This window comes from Candidatus Edwardsbacteria bacterium RifOxyA12_full_54_48 (assembly GCA_001777915.1).
Lineage (GTDB): Bacteria > Edwardsbacteria > AC1 > AC1 > EtOH8 > UBA2226.
In genome coordinates, this window is record MFFN01000005.1 from 33071 (window position 1) to 52279 (window position 19209).

At 55.1% G+C, this 19209-nt stretch carries 17 protein-coding genes and 1 other annotated feature; of the genes, 16 read left to right on the top strand and 1 reads right to left on the bottom strand.

Features of this window, described 5'->3' with window-relative positions:
- Positions 1–368: 368 nt before the first annotated feature.
- Positions 369–481, bottom strand: a binding site (SAM riboswitch class I).
- Between the two features lie 92 nt (positions 482–573).
- Complete coding sequence (locus A2273_08615) at positions 574–1755, bottom strand: 8-amino-7-oxononanoate synthase (protein OGF06992.1); 1182 nt, start codon at positions 1753–1755, stop codon at positions 574–576.
- Between the two features lie 166 nt (positions 1756–1921).
- Between A2273_08615 and A2273_08620 the strand changes: the two genes are divergently transcribed.
- The 16 genes from A2273_08620 (at position 1922) to A2273_08695 (ending at position 19122) form a co-directional block, all read left to right on the top strand.
- Positions 1922–2551: a hypothetical protein gene (locus A2273_08620; protein OGF06993.1), complete on the top strand. Its 630-nt coding sequence runs from the start codon at positions 1922–1924 to the stop codon at positions 2549–2551.
- A 135-nt stretch (positions 2552–2686) separates the two neighbouring features.
- Positions 2687–3070, top strand: coding sequence for an aldehyde:ferredoxin oxidoreductase (locus A2273_08625; GenBank protein ID OGF06994.1), 384 nt, complete (start codon positions 2687–2689; stop codon positions 3068–3070).
- 106 nt (positions 3071–3176) lie between these two features.
- Positions 3177–5720, top strand: a complete 2544-nt coding sequence (locus A2273_08630; protein ID OGF06995.1) for an aldehyde:ferredoxin oxidoreductase — start codon at positions 3177–3179, stop codon at positions 5718–5720.
- Positions 5721–5784: 64 nt separating this feature from the next.
- Positions 5785–6234: a D-tyrosyl-tRNA(Tyr) deacylase gene (locus tag A2273_08635; protein OGF06996.1), complete on the top strand. Its 450-nt coding sequence runs from the start codon at positions 5785–5787 to the stop codon at positions 6232–6234.
- An 80-nt stretch (positions 6235–6314) separates the two neighbouring features.
- The gene (locus tag A2273_08640; GenBank protein OGF06997.1) at positions 6315–7415 is read left to right on the top strand and encodes a hypothetical protein; all 1101 of its coding nucleotides are present in this window, start codon (positions 6315–6317) and stop codon (positions 7413–7415) included.
- A gap of 42 nt (positions 7416–7457) precedes the next feature.
- The gene (locus A2273_08645) at positions 7458–8573 is read left to right on the top strand and encodes a hypothetical protein (GenBank protein OGF06998.1); all 1116 of its coding nucleotides are present in this window, start codon (positions 7458–7460) and stop codon (positions 8571–8573) included.
- Positions 8574–8630: 57 nt separating this feature from the next.
- Complete coding sequence (locus tag A2273_08650; GenBank protein OGF06999.1) at positions 8631–9008, top strand: hypothetical protein; 378 nt, start codon at positions 8631–8633, stop codon at positions 9006–9008.
- Positions 9009–9136: 128 nt separating this feature from the next.
- Positions 9137–9445: a hypothetical protein gene (locus A2273_08655; protein OGF07000.1), complete on the top strand. Its 309-nt coding sequence runs from the start codon at positions 9137–9139 to the stop codon at positions 9443–9445.
- Positions 9442–11403, top strand: coding sequence for a cation acetate symporter (locus A2273_08660; GenBank protein OGF07001.1), 1962 nt, complete (start codon positions 9442–9444; stop codon positions 11401–11403). Before A2273_08655 ends, A2273_08660 begins: the two co-directional genes overlap by 4 nt.
- Positions 11400–12383 carry a hypothetical protein gene (locus A2273_08665; protein ID OGF07002.1) on the top strand — a complete coding sequence of 328 codons (984 nt, stop codon included), beginning with the start codon at positions 11400–11402 and terminating at the stop codon, positions 12381–12383. Before A2273_08660 ends, A2273_08665 begins: the two co-directional genes overlap by 4 nt.
- Before the next feature lie 222 nt (positions 12384–12605).
- Positions 12606–12971: a holo-[acyl-carrier-protein] synthase gene (locus A2273_08670; GenBank protein ID OGF07003.1), complete on the top strand. Its 366-nt coding sequence runs from the start codon at positions 12606–12608 to the stop codon at positions 12969–12971.
- An 11-nt stretch (positions 12972–12982) separates the two neighbouring features.
- Positions 12983–14683 carry an acetate--CoA ligase gene (locus tag A2273_08675; GenBank protein OGF07004.1) on the top strand — a complete coding sequence of 567 codons (1701 nt, stop codon included), beginning with the start codon at positions 12983–12985 and terminating at the stop codon, positions 14681–14683.
- Positions 14684–14907: 224 nt separating this feature from the next.
- Positions 14908–15165, top strand: coding sequence for a hypothetical protein (locus tag A2273_08680; protein ID OGF07005.1), 258 nt, complete (start codon positions 14908–14910; stop codon positions 15163–15165).
- Between the two features lie 138 nt (positions 15166–15303).
- Positions 15304–16551 carry a glycine C-acetyltransferase gene (locus A2273_08685; GenBank protein ID OGF07006.1) on the top strand — a complete coding sequence of 416 codons (1248 nt, stop codon included), beginning with the start codon at positions 15304–15306 and terminating at the stop codon, positions 16549–16551.
- A 300-nt stretch (positions 16552–16851) separates the two neighbouring features.
- Positions 16852–17850 (top strand): hypothetical protein, encoded by a 999-nt coding sequence (locus tag A2273_08690; protein ID OGF07007.1) that lies wholly within the window; start codon positions 16852–16854, stop codon positions 17848–17850.
- A 54-nt stretch (positions 17851–17904) separates the two neighbouring features.
- The gene (locus tag A2273_08695; GenBank protein OGF07008.1) at positions 17905–19122 is read left to right on the top strand and encodes a glycine C-acetyltransferase; all 1218 of its coding nucleotides are present in this window, start codon (positions 17905–17907) and stop codon (positions 19120–19122) included.
- Positions 19123–19209 lie beyond the last annotated feature (87 nt).

Here is a 19209-nt window from a genome sequence, read left to right on the forward strand (position 1 = left end):
TTCTCTTTGAAGAGAAAGCTACAAAGAGAACTGTCGCTGCACCGCTGCCCGGAAGTTTATGATATCCTGCTGCCTAAATGTCTTGACCACGAAACGGGGCACCCGCAGGCAAAACATTCTTAACGGCAGCTTTTGCCAAGCAGCAGCGCTGATGCGACCCTGGAGCTGGCCCCAGAACCAGCAGACCTTCCCAATCTGGCATCCGGCAACATCACAAAGAGCGGGGATTGGATTTTTTCAGGGACCGCTGGGAGTTACACAACGATCAGTTTCATTCGATGGACACGAGAAGGTGATCCGGGGATGCCATAAAACACAAGACCCTTTTCCGGAGCGGATGCACTTCAGAAAAGGGTCCTTAAACCTCTGTTTCATCTTCAGTGATTGTGCATCACTCCAGGAATTAGCACCTTGTGGAATCTTTCATCCGCAGGTTGCTGAGGCTTCACCGGGCCTGTCCCTCCACCTCTCTTGATGATAATGTCAACTGGGATATTAACAAAAATAGTTTTGTTTGTCAAGCCTAAAGCAAAAGAGGGCGCCAGGGCGCCCTCCAAAATAACCAAGAGATCTTCAGATCAGCCCCAGTTCCTTTCCGGCGGACCGGAACTCCTCCAGCACCTTGTCCAGCTGGGCCTCGGTGTGGGCGGCCGAGAAGCTGGTGCGGATCATCTCCCGGCCCTCGGGCACCGCCGGGGACATCACCGGGTTGGCGAAGACACCGTGGGTCATCAGGTGCTTCCACAGGGCAAAGGCCTTCTCCCGGGAGCCGATCATCAACGGAATGATGGGGGTGCAGGCCACCCCGGTGTCGTAGCCCATTTCCCTGAAGCCGGCCAGCATCTTGTCGGCATTGTGCCACAGCTTGGTCAGCAACTCCGGCTCGTCCTGAAGAACATCCACCGCGGCCGAGACGGCGGCGGTCAATGCCGGGGGCAGGGCGGCCGAGAAGATCATGCTGCGGGCGAAATGCTTGACGTAGTCTATCACCTCGAAATCGCCGGCCACCACTCCGCCGATGGCGGCGAAACTCTTGGAAAAGGTGCCCATCATCAGGTCGGTCTCCTGCTCCAGGCCGAAGTGCTCGGCGGTGCCCCGGCCGTGCTTGCCCAGCACCCCCAGGCCATGGGCATCGTCCACCAGCACCCGGGCATTGTATTTTTTGCCCAGGCGGACCAGCTCCGGCAGGTTGGCGATGTCGCCCTCCATGCTGTAGATACCGTCCACGATGATCATCTTGCCCTTATGATGGTCCAGCCCTTTCAGCAGCCTTTCCAGGCTATCCATATCGTTGTGCTGGAAACGCCGCATCATGGAGTACGACAGCCGGCAGCCGTCCAGGATGGAGGCGTGGTCGAACTTGTCGGTGATCAAAATATCATCCTTGGTGCCCAGGCAGGAGATGACGCCCAGGTTGGTCTGCATGCCGGTGGAGAACACCAGGGCCGCTTCCTTGTTCAGGAACTTGGCCAGTTTGGCCTCCAGCTCGTTGTGCATGTCCAGGGTGCCGGTAAGAAAGCGGGAGCCGGTGCAGCCGGTGCCGAATTTCTCGATGGCCTTGACGGCCGCCTCCTTGACCCGGGGATGGGTGGTCAGGCCCAGGTAATTGTTGGAGCCGATCATGATCATCTTCTGGCCGTCTATTATCACCTCCGGCTCCTGGGCCGAGGACAGAGGGTGGAAATAGGGATACAGCCCGGCCTGGCGGGCCAGCTGGGCCTCCTTAAAATCGAAACATTTCTGGAATATATCCATTTTGCTTCCTTGAGTAATTTTAATGACGCTCAATTATACACGAAACGGCATTGTTATGGCAAGCATTTTAAGCCGCCGGGTTGGCAGGGGCACAGATAATTTTATTGACAAGTAATATAGTGCTGTAATATCATGTAAATTATAAAATGATCATGAGGATGGATCTATGAGGATAGTTATTTCTGCTTTATGCGGCTTGTTTGCCTCGGTTACAATTCTGACCGCCCAGACCCAGCCGGTGACAACCTTGAGCAATGCCGAGCTGTTCAGCCGGCAGTATGTACAGGCGGATACGATAAAACCCAATATTGAAAGCACGATCGCCAGTTCAAATGAAGAAAATTCGTTGCCATACAAGAGAAGGGTTAATAACGGTTCTATCATTAAAACAACCGCCAGTGGCACTATGTGGGGTGGGGTTGGTCTATTGGTTGGTGGTGGTGTCGGGGTAATGGCTGGTATGATATATACTGATCCTTCTGGCACAGAAAGTAACTCTGAAAACTGGGCAGGGTTATTAGGTGGTGTGGTAGGTGCAGGGATCGGGACAGTTGCCGGGTGCAGTTATGGGGTGTATGGTACGGGGAAGAAGTATAGGAAAGGGTCGTATTGGCACGCTTTGGCCGGAACTGTTTTGCCTTCATTGGCAGTGGCCGGTGCAACTGCATTATTATCAGATAAAAATAGATCTAATATGGACGCAACCTTAATCACTTTTGCCCTTGCTCCCATAACCTCAACAGCGGCTTATTATATTTTCTCCAAAGAATTGCCGGATACGTTAAAAACGCCTTAATAGCAAGTTATTAAAAGGAGCGGAGTTGCCGCTCCTTTTTTATTTGTCCTTTTTATCCTTGATTTTGGCTTTTATAGGTGCTAAAATTACTCCTCGTGCCAATAATAAAGCATTAAAAATATAGAGGATGCGGGTATGAAGTATCTGAAGACCAATCCATCCCTGTGCAAAGGGATCAAGGCCTGCGAGAAGACCTGTTCCAAGGCCTTCTTTAAGGTGGAGGATCCGGAGAAATCGGCCATCAGGGTCAAGCAGACCGAGGCCGGTTTCGAGATCAACGTCTGCAACCAGTGCGGCGAATGCATAGCGGTGTGCCCGGTGCTGGCCCTCAAGCGCAACAGCCAGGGCGTGGTGATGCTGGACAAGAAACTGTGCGTGGGCTGTCTGATGTGCGTGGGCTACTGCCCCACCCTGTCCATGCGCACCCACCCCGATCAGCGGGAGCCCTTCAAGTGCGTGGCCTGCGGGATCTGCGCCAGGGCCTGCCCCGAGAAGGCGCTGGAGATAGCAGAACGGTAATCTGATAACAGTAAGGGCACGATGCATCGTGCCCCACGGACCTCACCCTTGCCCTCTCCTAACGCATTAGGAGAGGGAGAAAAGCAAAAAGATTAGGAGAAGAAAAATGGACGAGAACAAGGTCTTTGAATATACCAGATACACCGAAGGCATCGAAGCGATGAAGGCGGCTCATAAAGTGCTGGCCGAGCATTCTTTCACTCCCAGCCTGCCCCAGAAGGGCTACAACAACCGCTCCCTGCATATCGATCTGGGCACCTTGAAGTTCACCGAGAAGAAGATCGGCGAGGCCATGAAGCAGACCTTCACCGGCGGGCGGGGCTTCGGATTAAAATATCTGTGGGACGCCATCAAGCCCACCACCAAGTGGAACGACCCGGAGAACGACATCATCATCTCCCCAGGCCCGATCTGCGGCATCACCCAGTATCCGGGCTGCGGCAAATCGCTGGTGGTGGCCCTGTCGCCCATCACCAACATTCCCATCGACTCCAATGTCGGCGGCTATTTCGGCCCGCTGTTGAAATTCTCCGGCTTCGACGCCCTGGAGATCCAGGGCAAGGCCAAGGCAGACGTGATCGTGGTGATCGACGGGGTCAAGGGGAAGGTCACCCTCGAGACCGCCCCCCAGGAATCCCTGGACTCCCACGTGGCGGCCGAGCAGTTCACCCATGAGTATGCCACGGACGAGGCCGACCTGCGCAACGTCTCGGTGGTCAGCGCCGGGGCCGCCGCGGCCCACAGCCTGATCGGCTGCCTGAACTTCTCCTATTACGACATGCGGCGCAAGGTGACCCGTTTAAAACAGGCCGGGCGGGGAGGGATCGGCACGGTGTTCCGCGACAAGGGCCTCAAGGCCCTGATCGTTCACGGGCCGCAGGTCAAGGGCGACATGAACCATCCGGCCGACCTGGGCCGGATCCAGCGGGCCGGGGTCAAACTGCACAAGGAGATGCACGACTTCGACGACAAGATGTGCACCATGCGCAAGGTGGGCACCACCAACATCGTCAGCGTGATGGACGCCTACGACCTGCTGCCGGTGATGAACTTCCAGTACGGCAGCCATCCCGACACCAAGAACATAGACAAGACCATGTGGGTCAAACAATTCACCCAGGGCATCCCGGACGGATGCTGGTACGGCTGTTCCATGGCCTGCGCCCACGGGGTGGATGAGTTCGCCCTGCGCACCGGCCCCTACAAGGGCCACAAAGTGGTGGTGGACGGCCCGGAGTACGAGACCGCGGCCGGCTGCGGCTCCAACTGCGGGATCTTCGACCCCTTATGGGTCATCGAATGCAACTTCTACTGCGACACCTACGGCATCGACACCATCAGCTTCGGCACCATCACCGGCTTCATCATGGAATGCTGGCAGCGGGGCATCCTCAACGCCGAACGCACCGGCGGGCTGGACATGAGCTGGGGCAAGGGGGAATCGCAATTAGAGCTGATGCACCAGATGGCTAAGGGTCAGGGTTTTGGGCTGATCGCCGGCCAGGGGGTGCAGCGGATGAAAAGGATCTTCGCCGACCAGGGCTGGGGGGACTACGCCTTCCTCAACGACATCGGGCTGGAGGGCAAGGGGCTGGAGCAGTCGGAATACATGTCAAAAGAATCGCTGGCCCAGCAGGGCGGCTACTACCTCACCAACAAGGGCCCCCAGCACGACGAGGCCTGGGTGATCTTCATGGACATGGTCAACAACCAGATCCCCACCTTTGAGGACAAGGCCGAGGCCCTGTACTATTTCCCGATGTTCCGCACCTGGTTCGGGCTGAACGGCCTGTGCAAGCTGCCTTGGAACGACATCGAGCCCGGCGACAACCGCACCAAGAACGCCCCCATGGACGCGGCCAAGGTGCCGGAGCACGTTCAGAATTACGTGGACCTGTTCTCCGGGGTCACCGGCCGGGAGATCACCAAGGAGGAGATCATCAAAATGTCGGAGCGGGTCTACCAGTTCCAGAGGGTGTTCGACCTGCGGATGGGCAAGGGAACCCGGAAATACGACCAGCCGCCCTACCGGGCCATGGGGCCGGTCACCAAGGAGGAATACGAGTCCCGCCAGGAACGATATGACAAACAGCTACAGGAATGGATGCAGATAGACCCGGCCGGAAAGTCCATCGAGGAGAAGATGGCCCTGCACCGCAAATACCGGGAGGACCGCTACCAGAAGCTGGTGGATGCGGTCTACAAGCGGCGGGGCTGGACCTCCAACGGGATCCCCACCCTGGAGACCCTGAAACGCAACGGGATAGATTTCCCGGAGGTGGTGGCCACGGTGCTGCCGCACCTGTCGGAAACGGAGGTCAAAGAGGCCCGGACGGCCTATGTGGCTACCAAGAAGACAGAGCCTAAGGGAAATAAAATATCAAAAACCAAAGATAAAAAAGCGGCGGGCAAAAAGCAAAAAGCAAAAACCAAAAATAAAAAAGCAGCGGGCAAAAAGCAAAAAGCAAAAACCAAAAATAAAAAAGCAGCGGGCAAAAAGAAAGCAGTCAAAAAAACGGTCGCCAAAGCAAAACCCAAGGCTAAAAAAGTAATTGTCAAGAAAAAAGCGGCGGCCAAAAAGCAAAAACCAAAAGCCAAAAATAAAAAAGCAGCCGCCAGAAAGCCGGTGAAAAAGTCCAAGAGAAAATAAAGCGGCCTTGCTGACATGCTAGAGTTTTTATATTTGATTTTCTATTTTTTAGTTTTTTAAAATCATGCGTCTAGTGATTCAGCGCGTTTCTTCGGCTTCGGTAACCGTCGAAAATGATCTTACCGGGAAGATCGGCCAGGGTCTCGTTATCCTGGCCGGATTTTCACATCTGGACGACGAGGCGGTCATCGGCAAACTGGCCGAGAAGGCGGTAAATCTACGGATATTCGAGGATGCCGAAGGTAAAATGAATCTTTCCCTGCTGGATGTCAGGGGAGGCATCCTGCTGGTCTCCCAGTTCACCCTGTATGCCGACTGCCGGAAGGGGAGGCGTCCCTCCTTCACCGATGCGGCCGCTCCGGAAAAAGCCCAAGCGCTGTACCAAAAACTAATTACTGCAATTAAATCTTACGGCATAGAGGTGCAGACCGGAATGTTCGGAGCCAAAATGTTAGTGGAGATAAATAACGATGGACCGGTGACCGTCATTTTGGATTCCCGGGATATTTGCTGAGCCATATATCAATCAAGCTGATGCGAGTCAGAATTAAAATAACTGCCGAAGAAGTAGTAAAACTCTTGGTAAACAGCTCGTTGGTCCTTAAACTTTTGGTTGACTATCCGCAGGCGGAATCGCGGCTGGACAGGGCAATAGGACTGGCCGAAAGGTTCAATCAGGGAAATTTGAAATATAGGGCCTTATCCGAAAAGGCAGCTCTTTACTATCTCTGGGGCAAACTCGATGAAGGTTTGGAACTGACCCGGGTGGTAATATCGGAGGGCGGAGCGGAGCACGTCGAAATTCTGGCCAGCGCCTGGAACACATCGGGAAACATTCACTTGCGGTGCTGCAGTTTTGAAATGGCCGAGCATTCGTTCCTACAGGCCCTGGACCAATATAAAAAAATGGAAATGGAAACATCGGTGGGGATCGTCCGGAATAACCTGGCAAATATCCATAACATTCAAGGCAATTACACCAGGGCGCTTGAATTATACCGGCAGGCCCTGGAATGTTTCGAGCGGCAGAACGACATCTTTCGCATCGCCCATGTGCTTTATTCCATGGGGCAAATAGTGCTGGCCCTCAAGGACGTACCTCAGGCCAAGTCCTTGCTTAACCGGTCGCTGAACTTGCGCCGGACAGTGCAGGACTACCGCGGCATAACCAACAATCTGCTGATGCAGATCGGGATACTGACAGAGGAGCGGGATTATAAAGGAGCCAGAGAGCTGCTTCGCCAGGTCGATCAGGTCATGAATGAACGGAAACTGACAGATCCCCACATAAGAGCCTATCGGGATGGCGAGGCCGGATTGTTCCATTTTGAAGCAGGAGAATATGACCTGGCGGAGAAATGCCTGTTAAGGCTTATCGAACTATCGCAAAAGATGAAGGAATCGTCTTTTCTTTCCCGGGGTTACAGCTGTCTGGGCAGGACCAGAGTATTCCGGGACGGGAACGAGACCGGTATCGCCGATATCAAAAAGGGAATAGAACTGGCCCAAGCCGGGGGACTGCCGCTGGAACTGAAGGACGGCTGGGCCTATCTCATGGAATGTTATTCCCGTCTGGGCCAGATGGAACCGGCCCGGCAGGCGGCCCGGAATTATGCCCGGGTGGCCTTGGAGCAGGGTGCCGAGCAGGCAGCGGTGGATTCGGAAATAGCCCGGACGCTTTCCGTCATAAGCTGATTACCAAAAACAATAAAAAATATACAATCAAGGAGTTCTTTCATGCCCCAAAAAATGAAGGCGGTGGTCAAGACCAAGCCCCAGTTGGGTGCCGAGTGGCAGGAAGTAGACATCCCAGAACCAAAGCCCGACGGGGTGAAGGTCAAGGTGCTGGCCACCTCCATCTGCGGCACCGACGTTCACATCTACGAGTGGAACAAATGGTCCCAGGACCGGATCGGAGCCAAAAAACTTCCCCAGATACTGGGCCACGAGGTGGCCGGCGAGGTGGTGGAGGTGGGGCCGCACTGCAAGCGGATCAAGGTGGGCGACTATATCTCGGCCGAGACCCACATCTACGATCCCGGCGACCTGCAGGCCATGCTGGGCCAGCTGCACATCGGCGAACGGATGAAGATCGTGGGGGTGGATCACAACGGCTGCTTCGCCGAATACTTCACCCTGCCGGAGTCGGTCTGCTGGGTCAATGACAGGAGCATCCCGCCGGAGCTGGCCACCGTCCAGGAGCCGATGGGCAACGCCTGCTACACGCTGTTGGGCGAGGACGCCGACGTGGCCGGAAAGAGCGTGGCCATCTACGGCGATGGGCCCACCGCACTGTTCGCGGCCGGGCTGGCCCGGGTCTGCGGGCTGTCGCAGATATTCATCATCGGCATGTCGGACTTCGCCTTGAACATCGCCAAAAAAATGGGGGCCGACCATACCCTGAACATCTCCGACAAATCGGTCAACCGCCTGGAATTCATCCGGGACCACACCGGGGGCTACGGCACCGATCTGGTGCTGGACATGGTGGGCGCACCCTCGGCCATCGAGGAGGGCATGAAGGTGATCCGCAAAGGCGGCCGTTACAGCGCCTTCGGGGTGCCTTCGACCACCCCCGTCCCGGTTGACTACACCAACGGGATCGTGTTCCGGGGCATCACCATCAACGGCATCTCCGGACGCAAGATGTTCGACACCTGGTACCGGGTGCGCAATCTGCTGACCTCGGGCCGGATAGACATCAAGCCCATCGTCACCCATCTGTTCGAGCTCAAGGACTTCGCCAAGGGGTTCGAGGCGGCCATGGGCAACCCCCGGCAGTGCGGCAAGGCGGTGCTGTTCCCGGATCCCAAGGAGCTGGAGGCGGCCAGAAAGAGAATGGGAATCAAATAGATCATTATGACCCCTCGTTGCGAGGGGTCATTTAATTTGCATTAGGAAGGGAATCAAATGAATATCAAATCCCCCATCAGCTTTATCCTGGGCATCCTGCTGGCCGCCTTCGGGGCCTGGGGCATTATCGCCAGTGAGAACCCGGCCAAGTTCATCCCGCTGGTCATCGGCTTGTCTTTGATCTACCTGGGCTGGCGGGGCGGGCGCCAGCCCACGATCATAATAGGCCACATCATCGTCACTAGCGGGTGCTTCCTTATCACCTACGGCATCTACCTGCTGCCCCATGCCAAGCCGGACCTGGCCCATATCCTGGGCCTGCCCCTGTTCTGGGGATTGTTCTGCCTGTTCGGCGGGATCTGCGCCATCTATCACGGATTCTGCAACTGTGTCATCTGTTGCTCAGGCAAGGCTGAGATCGGTCAAATAAAATAATCTGCCGATAAGGCGATCAGGCGTTTTTAATATTGCATCGGGGGACAGATTTTTGGTATCATTAACCTCCAAGACAGACACAGACCCGATATATCAATTTTATCAAATCCCAAAACAGGAGATAGTCAATGCACGAACCCTCCAGCCAATGGGCCAAGGATCATGCGGCCTCGATCAAACGGGTATTGGGGCTTTGGTTTGTGACCCTCTATGCCACCATCTACGCCGGTTTCATCGTCATCAACGTGGTCAGTCCCGGCTTCATGGCGGTTGATGTGGGAAGTTTCAACGTGGCCATAGTCTATGGATTTTTACTGATCATCTTCGCCATATTCTTGGCCGCCATCTACAACCACATCTGCACCCATGCCGAGGAAGTGATGACAAACATGCATCCCGCTGAAGAGGCCGAGGCGCTGGAGGAGGGACACTCATGAATTACGCCGTATCGCCCTGGGCCATCGCCATCTTCTGCACTTTCGTGGTGGCAGTACTGGCCATATCGTACCATTTCGCCCGCCAGACCAAATCCGCCTCGGGGTTCTATACCGCCGGCGGCAACATCCACTGGTCGGTCAACGGCATCGCCTTCGCCGGGGACTATCTTTCGGCCGCCTCCTTTCTGGGGATCTGCGGCATGATCGCCTTCTCGGGCTACGACGGCTTCCTGTATTCCGTCGGCTATCTGGCCGGTTGGGTGGTGGCCATGTTCGTGGTGGCCGAGCCCATCAAGCGCCTGGGCAAGTACACCTTTACCGACGCCCTTAACGCCAAGTTCAATTCCAAGGGCATCCAGCTGGCGGCGGCCATCAGCACCCTGCTGGTGTCCATCTTCTACCTGATCCCCCAGATGGTGGGAGCCGGCAGCCTGGTGACCCCGCTTTTGGGCCTGCCCCATGAGTTCGGGGTGATCATGGTGGGCACCCTGGTGATCATCATCGTGGCCACGGCCGGTATGGCCTCCACCACCTATGTCCAGTTCCTCAAGGGCGGGCTGTTGCTGGTCTTCTCCCTGATACTGGTATTCCTGGTGCTGTCCCGCGGCGTTTCCACCAAGCCCGACCAAGGTGGTGACGTGCCCTTCCGCGATTTTCACACCGTCAAGGTCGTCTCCTGGGACGGCCAGAACATAATATTGGCTGACAACGGCCATGCGGTGGCGGGAGTCTTTTCCGAGAACGCCGGGAAACTGGTCTTCGTCAAGCTGGTTAAAGACGGGCAGACCTCGTTTTGGAAGCTCAATCCCGCCGAGATGCTTCTGGAGGAGACACAGACCATCGCTGTCCGGCCCGATGGCTCCAAGCTTTACAACGGGGAGCCCAAGGAGAATGGGAAATTCTACCAGGTGGGCCACATGAGCCGGTTGGTCGAAAACGGCCAGGAGGTCCAGAAGTCCGGCACCACCGATTTCTTCAGCTTCATCAAGACCATCAAGGATGGAACGGTGGTGCGCTGGCTTAAATTTATGGGCTTGAAGGATGGCGAGGATAAGGTGACGGTCTATTACCAGCAGCCTATCGCCGGCAAAGAAGTGCTCAAGCCGGGGGTGAAATTCAAGGTGGACAGCGCCAAGGGGGCCACCACCTCCGACAAGGTCAACTTCATCTCGCTGATGATCGCCCTGTTCTTCGGCACTGCGGCCCTGCCGCATGTGCTGATCCGCTACTATACGGTGCCCAACCCGGCCAGCGCCCGGAAGTCGACCATCGTGGCCATCGCCGCCATAGGCCTGTTCTATATGCTGACCCTGTACATGGGCTTGGGGGCCATGGTCAACGGGGTGCTGGACCTGACCAACGACAACATGTCGGCCCCGCTGCTGGCCAAGTCGTTCGGGGTGGCGATATTCGCCATCATCTCGGCCCTGGCCTTCGCCACGGTGCTGGGCACGGTCAGCGGACTGATCATCGCCTCCTCGGGCGCGGTGGCCCACGATCTGATGGACAAGTTCTTCAAGGTAAAGATGGACGAGCGCCAGAAAGTGATGTGGGGCAAGCTGGCCGCGGTGGGCGTCGGCATTGTCGCCATGGTGCTGGGCATTTTGTTCAAGGGGATGAACGTCTCCTACCTGGTGGGCTGGGCCTTCGCAGTGGCCGCCTCGGCCAACCTGCCGACCATCGCCATGATCCTTTTCTGGAAGAAGACCACCTCCCGCGGGGTGCTGGCCTCGATACTGGTGGGCCTGGGCTCGGCCCTGGGGATGATACTGATGTCGCAGGAGACCATCAACGAGGTCTATCACCTGCCGCATATCAAGTCCCTGATCCCCATCAACAACCCGGCCATCATCTCGGTGCCCTTAAGCTTTCTGACCCTGGTAGTGGTCTCCCTGTTGACCCAGCGCCAGGAGGCCGCCCGGCAGTCCAGAAACGAAGTTCAGGAGGGAAGGGCATGAGAAAAACCATCTGGATAGCTGTGCTGGCTGCGGCACTTATTTTGCCCTCAATTACTTTGGCGGCCGCACCGGTGGAGGTCGGCCTGGGGACACTCCGCCTGGGCGGAAATCTCCAGACGGTCTACGGCTATTCCCAGACCGGCAAGTGGTCCTTCGCCGCCAAGCGGGTCCGGCTGATCCTGAACGGTGATCTTCCCGAGCAACGGCTCAAGTATCTGATCCAGCTGGAGGCACTGACCAGCCCGGCCCTGCTGGATGCCCGGATCCAGGCTGCCGGATATCTGCCCCAGACAGACCTCATGCTGGGGAGGTTCATACCGTCATTCAGTTTATATATGCCGCGCTCCACCGCCGCGCTGGAGATGATCAACTACCCGGTCATCCTGACCAAATACGCCATGTGGCGGCAGATGGGGATACAGACCACCACCAAGCTGCAACCCATGGAACTGTCCATCGGGGTGTTCAACGGCTATCCAGCCAACAACTATGCCGATAACAACAAAGGGAAGGATCTGCTGTTCTCGGCTACCGCTAAACCGGCCGGCTTCCTGCAGCTTCTGGGCTACTCCTGGCTGGGGAATTCGGTGCAAAAGGGCAGCCAGGATACCCTCAAGAACCGCTACGGGGGAGGATTCAGCATAGAACATAAGCTCGGCCAATCGATGCTCCTGACCGTCCGCAGCGAGGCCATAGCCGGCCAGGACCGGCTGCCTTTCTCGGGGGGCCTGGTCAAGAGCGGGGGATACTATGCCCATCTCGGCCTGCGACCCCACCCGAAAATCGAGGTGTTGACCCGCTGGGACAAGTTCGATACTGAGCGTTCAGACGACGGCACCGCCTGGCTGACGCTGGGAGCCAACTATTACCTATCGGGGACCAATGCCATGATCTATGCCAACTATATGCGCAAGAAGGTGGAACAGCCGGGCGCGCCGCACAACGACGAGTTCGCCGTCCAGGTTCAGCTGGCCTTTTAGTTCACCCCGGAGGGCGTTGACTTAAAAAAACGCAGATGATATAATCCTCCAATTGCAGGCATTTTAGGAATAAATAAAACCTAAATGCTAAACAAGTGCTAATATCGAAACACTAAACTCAAAACAGTTTTGAGAATTATATATTCGTATTTTGATATTGTTAAGGATCTTTCGACTTTGCTCAAGACAAGTTTCGAGTTTCGTGCTTAGGATTTGAGTAAGATGATCTTTGGCATCGGGGCCGACATAGTGGCCGTGGAACGGTTCAAAAAACTCAAGGACAAGGAAGAATTTCTGGCCCAGTTCCTCTCATCCGATGAACTGTCCCACGCTCCCAAGATCAACCGGGACCTGTTCTACGCATCTTTGTTCGCGGTCAAAGAATCCGTTCTGAAAGCCCTGGGGTGCGGCCTCAGCCGGGGATCTTACTGGCATGATATCCGGGTGACAAAGGATATCCGGGTGAGCTTCTCCGGACGGTTGTTGGAAATGCTGCCGGCCGGCGGCGGCCATTCCATCCATGCCTCGGTATCGGAAGCCGGGGAGTTCGCAGTGGCCTATGTAATAATTGAAAATATCAATAAATAGGAGATAACGGGATGAGCAACATCGGGTCATACGAGGAGCGCTATAAGAATTTCGATTGGAAGATATCGGAACAGGAGCTGGAGTACGGAAAAGACGGGCAGTACAACATAGGCTACTACTGCAGTGACCGGATCTGCGAAAAGGGTCTGGGCTCAAAGCCGGCCCTGATCTGGGAGGGATTCACCGGCGAGGTGAAAAAATACACCTATGATGATATCCGGGCCTACAGCAACACCACCGCCAAGTTCCTCCAGGACCAGGGGGTCAAGCCGGGAGACCGGGTCTGCCTGTTCATGGACAAGATCCCCGAGCTGTACATCTGCTTCCTGGGCATCCTCAAGATGGGCGGGATCGCCCAGCCGCTGTTCTCGGCCTTCGGCGAGGAGGCGCTGATCACCCGGCTGGATGACGCCAAGACCAAGGCCATCCTCACCACCAGAAAACATGCGGGCAAGGTGCGCCGGATCCGCAAGGACCTGCCGGAGCTGGCCACCATCATCATAGTGGATGCCGATGACAAACCGCTCAATCCCGGCGAAGTCTCCTTCGGTATGGAAAAACTGCCCCGGGTGGAGAAATTCGATATTGTCAAGGTAGAGCGGGAGACCCCTTCGGTCCTGCATTACACCTCCGGCACCACCGGAAAGCCCAAGGGCGCCCAGCATGTCCACAATTCGCTGGTGGCCCAATATATCACTTCCAAGTGGGTGCTGGATCTTAAAGCCGACGACATCTACTGGTGCACCGCCGATCCCGGCTGGGTCACCGGAACCTCCTACGGCATCATCGGGCCCTGGGCCAACGGGGTCACCCAGGTGGTGCTGGACGCCGGCTTCAGCGCCCAGAACTGGTACGCCTTCATCGAGCGGATGAAGGTCACCATGTGGTATTCGGCCCCCACCGCCATCCGGATGCTGATGAAGGAGGGATTCGACGCCGTCAAGAAGCACGACCTCTCCAGTCTTCGTCACCTGGCCAGCGTGGGCGAGCCGCTCAACGCCGAGGCCGTGATCTGGTCGGAAAAAGCATTTGGCAAGCCATTCTACGACACCTTCTGGCAGACCGAGACCGGCGCCATGATGATCTGCAATTATCCCGGGATGAAGGTCAAGCCAGGCTCCATGGGCAAGCCCTTCCCCGGCATCATCGCCAGCGTGGTCAATCCCAAGACCTTCGAGCCGGTGGACAAGCCCGGCACGGTGGGCCTGATCGCCTTCCGGCCCGGCTGGCCCTCCATGATGCGGGCCTACTGGAACAACAAGGAGACCTACGACGGCAAGTTCAAGAACGGCTGGTACCTCTCGGGTGACCGCTCCAGCATCGACGCCGACGGCTACTACTGGTTCGTGGGGCGCGATGACGATGTCATCAACACGGCAGGGCACCTGGTGGGCCCGTTCGAGATCGAGTCCGCCCTGCTGGAACACCCGGCGGTGGCCGAATCGGCCGCGGTGGGCAAGCCCGACCCCCTTAACATGGAGGTGGTCAAGGCCTTCATTGCCCTTAAGCCTGGCTTCGAGCCTTCCAGCGACCTGGAGATGGAGATCATGAACTTCATTCGCAAGAAGCTGTCGCCGCTGGCCATGCCCCAGGAAATAGAGTTCATGGCCTCGATGCCCAAGACCCGGAGCGGAAAGATCATGCGCCGGATGCTGCGGGCCAAGGAGTGGGGCGAGGAGATCGGCGATATCTCGACTTTGGAAAACGATTAGGAACGTGAACCATCCGCAGATTACGCAGATTGCCGCAGATAATTCTTATTTAAAAGCGGATATATCTGTGAAGCTGGGATAGGTCAGAAAACATCGGTAAATAAAACGATCCACGGATTATTGCAGTGAATCACTGATGGTAGTTAAGCCTGAAAAATAAATCTGTGTTAATCTGGGAAATCTGTGGATAAAGATAACAATCGCCCAAAACTAAGGAGACGACAATGTCCGACGACATAAAGAAAATGATCATAGAATACGTGAAAAAAGAATACCTGGACGAGGATTCAGACATGGAGGTCAAGGAGGACACCAAGCTGATCTCCAGCGGGATCGTGGACTCGTTCTCCATGGTCTCTTTGAAGACCTACCTGGAGAAGAAATTCCAGATCAAGCTGCCGGACGATGCCGCCACCCCGGAGGCCTTCGACTCGGTCAACAACATCATCGAGCTGATCAAGAGATTTGGAGTGCAGGTCTAACCAATTCATCAATTGTCATCCCGAGATCGCATCTTTGCCTTACTGGCTGAGAGATGGCAGGGTCACCCTTCAACCTGCCAAGCGGGCAGCAATCTCAGGGTGACAAGCTCAATCAAGAATTAACAGTTAGGAGATACGATGGCCTATAGTTCCAAAGCCAGGGATTTCTATTCCGGAGAACTCCAGGGGATGAAGGACAAGGGGATCTTCAAGGAAGAACGATACATCCAGTCGCCCCAGGCCGCCAGCATCAAGGTGGAATACCCCAAGGGGGCCGAGCCCAAGTGGGTGCTGAACTTCTGCGCCAACAACTACCTGGGCCTGTCCAGCCACCCCGAGGTGGTCAAGGCGGCCCACCAGGCCCTGGATTCCCGGGGCTACGGGCTGTCCTCGGTCCGTTTCATCTGCGGCACCCAGGACATTCACAACGAGCTGGAAGAAAAAATGAGCGAGTTCCTGGGCATGGAGGGCACCTGCCTGTTTCCCTCCTGCATGGAGGCCAACGCCGGGCTGTTCGATGTGGTGCTGACCCCGGAGGACGCCATGATCTCCGACCGGCTGGTGCACGCCTCCATCGTCGACGGCCTGAAGCTGTGCAAGGCCCAGATGTTCAACTACAAGCACAACAGCATGTCGCACCTGGAGGAGAAACTGCAGGAGGCCCAGAGCTGCCGCCTGCGGATGATCATCACCGACGGGGTGTTCTCCATGGACGGCGACATCGCGCCGCTGGACAAGATCTGCGACCTGGCCGACAAGTACGATGCCATGGTGATGGTGGACGACTCCCACGCCACCGGGTTCATCGGCAAGACCGGCCGGGGCACCCACGAGTACCACAATGTGATGAAGCGGGTGGACATCATCACCACCACCTTCGGCAAGGGCCTGGGCGGCGCCACCGGCGGCTCGGTCAGCGGCCCGAAAGAAATTGCCGAGATGTGCCGGCAGAGGGCCCGTCCCTACCTGTTCTCCAACACCATGCCTCCGGCGGTGGTGGCCGGGTCCATCAAGGTTCTGGAACTGCTGTCCAAATCCACCGACCGCAGGGACAAGCTGGAGAAGAACACCAAGTATTGGCGCGAGGGCCTGACCAAGGCCGGGTTCGACCTGAAGCAGGGCGACACCCCCATCGTTCCGGTAATGCTGTACAACGCCAAGCTGTCCCAGGACATCGCCCGAGACCTTTACGCCGAGGGGATCTATGTGACGGGCTTCTTCTTCCCGGTGGTGGCCCAAGGGCAGGCCCGGATAAGGACCCAGATCTCGGCCGGGCACGAGATGGAGCATCTGGACAAGGCCCTGGCGGCCTTCACCAAGATCGGCCAGAAGTACGGGATACTGGGGCTGAAGAAGGACGAGATCATCGCCAAGTACGGGCTGTAACCTTTGCCACTAAGGCACTAAGACACTAAGTAATTTTACTTAGGTGTCATTCCCGCGCAGGCGGGAATCCAGGCCGTCTTGACCTCACCCCGGCCCTCTCCAAATAAATTTGGAGAGGGGGCGTCATTGCAAGCATGCCTGCATATGGGCTTACGTGTCATTGCGAGAAGACCCATGTGCCTGACTAATGAAGCAATCTGTTTTATGCAAGCCGTAATTTAGAGAGTAACTATGCGGCGGGAAGGGATTTAACTCCCGTCCCGCCGTTTGTGCTATTGTTTATTAGTGAAAGGAAAATAAATGGCCGACACTGATACACCTAAAAGTATCCCATCTGATTGGGCCTCTACAGGGCATATATGGTTTTATTTAAAAACCTTCCAGATTTTACAAAGTGGTTTAAAAAAGCTGTATCAAAAAATGACAGTATTTGATAAAGTAAGAATGGAATTTGATCTTAACAATACATCATTTGAAAAGGATTTATTGTATGTTGAGAAATTTATAAATTGGGGTGATGAATTAATTAAAAAATATAGTGATCCAGAAGATATGGTGGATATGAATATAAACTATCTTCATTTGAGACTTTTAAAAGCAGGTGGATTGATTGAACTACAGGAATATAAGGCTAAAAGGGAAAAATTAATTACGAATGGTTATGGTGTGCCTAAAAAACTTCTTTCTGCAATAGATGAAAGAATTGCAAAAATGACAGAAATTTTAGAACTAGGTTTAATGAAAGATTTGGAACCTGCAAATATTTTTATTGAAATGGTGTTACCACAACAACTGCCAGAGAAAACCGGGTTATCAAAACAGCCAATAATTCAATATAATGATAAGTTAGTATTTGTTGACGAAATACCAATAATTGATCAAGAACTAAAAACACGCTGTTTAGATCTTTTAAAGCAATTTGAAGAAAAGCATGAAATTGAGAGATTTGATACAGTTGTTAGAGAAATCAGTACAATTTTAGAAGATAGAGTAAGAAAGATTGCAGATATAAAAGAAAAACTTGTGGGTGTAAAATTAATGAATGCAGCTATTGCTGGCACCAAACCTAAGTTAGTATTTAGTGATGATCCATCAATACAAGAAAGTGCTCATCTTCTTTTTTTAGGATATGTGGGGTTTTTCCGAAATGAATCAATGCATAGGTTGATACCCAATTTTACATACGCCCGTGTTTATCAATTGCTTGGTTATGTAGATTATTTACTTTTTCTATTGACGCAGGCTAGGAAACAAACTGAAAGTTCCACTGAAGGCCCGCATATACCGGTAAACAATTAAGTAAGTTAACTTTTATCTTTCTAATATAACACAAGGGGTAATCACCAACTCATCATGGCACTTCACATCAAGGTAAAGGAATTTTACCGCAACGAACTGGTGGAACTGCAGAACGCCGATCTTTTCAAGGAGGAGCGCTACATCCACACGCCCCAGGCGGCCAGCATCAAGGTGGAATACCCGGCCAACTCGCCCCAGAAGGAGGTCATCAACTTCTGCGCAAACAACTATCTTGGCCTTTCCAGCCATCCGGCCATCGTGGCCGCGGCCCAAAAGGGCCTGCAAGAACGGGGCTTCGGGCTGTCCTCGGTCCGGTTCATCTGCGGCACCCAGGACAAACACAAGGAGCTGGAGCGGAAGATCGCCAAATTCCTGGGCATGGAGGACGCCATCCTGTATTCCTCCTGCTTTGACGCCAACCTGGGCGTGTTCGAGGCTCTGCTGGGCGAGGAGGACGCCCTGATCTCGGACGAGCTGAACCACGCCTCCATCATCGACGGCATCAGATTATGCAAGGCCGAGCGGCGCCGCTTCAAGCACATGGACATGCACGACCTGGAAGCTCACCTGAAGCAGACCATGAACAAACGCTTCCGGATGATCGTCACCGACGGGGTGTTCTCCATGGACGGCGACCTGGCCCCGCTGGAGCAGATCTGCAACCTGGCGGAATCCTACGAGGCCATGGTGCTGGTGGATGAAAGCCACGCCAGCGGCTTCGTGGGCCCCACCGGCCGCGGCACCCATGAGCATTTCGACGTGATGGGCCGGGTGGACATCATCACCACCACCTTCGGCAAGGCGCTGGGCGGGGCCTCTGGTGGATGCATCAGCTCCAGCCAGGAGATCATCAACATCCTGCGCCAGCGCTCCCGGCCCTACCTGTTCTCCAACACCATCAGCCCATCCGTTGTTGCCGCCACCATCAAGGCCATCGAGATGATGGAGACATCCACCGCCCTGCGCGACAAGGTGATGAGCAACGCACTGTACTTCAGGCAGAATATGAAGGAGGCCGGGTTCGACATCCGGGAGGGGATACACCCCATAGTGCCCATCATTCTGCACCAGGCCGAGATCGTCCAGCAGATGTCCCGGATGCTTTACGACGAGGGCATCTATGTGGTCGGGTTCTTCTACCCGGTGGTGCCGCGGGGCCGGGCTAGGATCCGGGTCCAGATATCTGCGGCGCACGAGCGGGAGCATTTGGACAAGGCCATCGAAGCTTTTACCAAGGTTGGGAAGAAGCTGGGGGTACTTAAACCTAATTAACCACAAAAGGCACAAAGAGCACAAATACCACTATTCACAATTTACGATTCACGATTTGGTTTAGTGTCTTAGTGTCTTGGTGGCAAA

Coding starts and splice junctions, on each gene's coding strand:
- A2273_08615 (OGF06992.1), bottom strand. CDS start 1,755: ATGGATATATTCCAGAAATGTTTCGATTTTAAGGAGGCCCAGCTGGCC.
- A2273_08620 (OGF06993.1), top strand. CDS start 1,922: ATGAGGATAGTTATTTCTGCTTTATGCGGCTTGTTTGCCTCGGTTACA.
- A2273_08625 (OGF06994.1), top strand. CDS start 2,687: ATGAAGTATCTGAAGACCAATCCATCCCTGTGCAAAGGGATCAAGGCC.
- A2273_08630 (OGF06995.1), top strand. CDS start 3,177: ATGGACGAGAACAAGGTCTTTGAATATACCAGATACACCGAAGGCATC.
- A2273_08635 (OGF06996.1), top strand. CDS start 5,785: ATGCGTCTAGTGATTCAGCGCGTTTCTTCGGCTTCGGTAACCGTCGAA.
- A2273_08645 (OGF06998.1), top strand. CDS start 7,458: ATGCCCCAAAAAATGAAGGCGGTGGTCAAGACCAAGCCCCAGTTGGGT.
- A2273_08650 (OGF06999.1), top strand. CDS start 8,631: ATGAATATCAAATCCCCCATCAGCTTTATCCTGGGCATCCTGCTGGCC.
- A2273_08655 (OGF07000.1), top strand. CDS start 9,137: ATGCACGAACCCTCCAGCCAATGGGCCAAGGATCATGCGGCCTCGATC.
- A2273_08660 (OGF07001.1), top strand. CDS start 9,442: ATGAATTACGCCGTATCGCCCTGGGCCATCGCCATCTTCTGCACTTTC.
- A2273_08665 (OGF07002.1), top strand. CDS start 11,400: ATGAGAAAAACCATCTGGATAGCTGTGCTGGCTGCGGCACTTATTTTG.
- A2273_08670 (OGF07003.1), top strand. CDS start 12,606: ATGATCTTTGGCATCGGGGCCGACATAGTGGCCGTGGAACGGTTCAAA.
- A2273_08675 (OGF07004.1), top strand. CDS start 12,983: ATGAGCAACATCGGGTCATACGAGGAGCGCTATAAGAATTTCGATTGG.
- A2273_08680 (OGF07005.1), top strand. CDS start 14,908: ATGTCCGACGACATAAAGAAAATGATCATAGAATACGTGAAAAAAGAA.
- A2273_08685 (OGF07006.1), top strand. CDS start 15,304: ATGGCCTATAGTTCCAAAGCCAGGGATTTCTATTCCGGAGAACTCCAG.
- A2273_08690 (OGF07007.1), top strand. CDS start 16,852: ATGGCCGACACTGATACACCTAAAAGTATCCCATCTGATTGGGCCTCT.
- A2273_08695 (OGF07008.1), top strand. CDS start 17,905: ATGGCACTTCACATCAAGGTAAAGGAATTTTACCGCAACGAACTGGTG.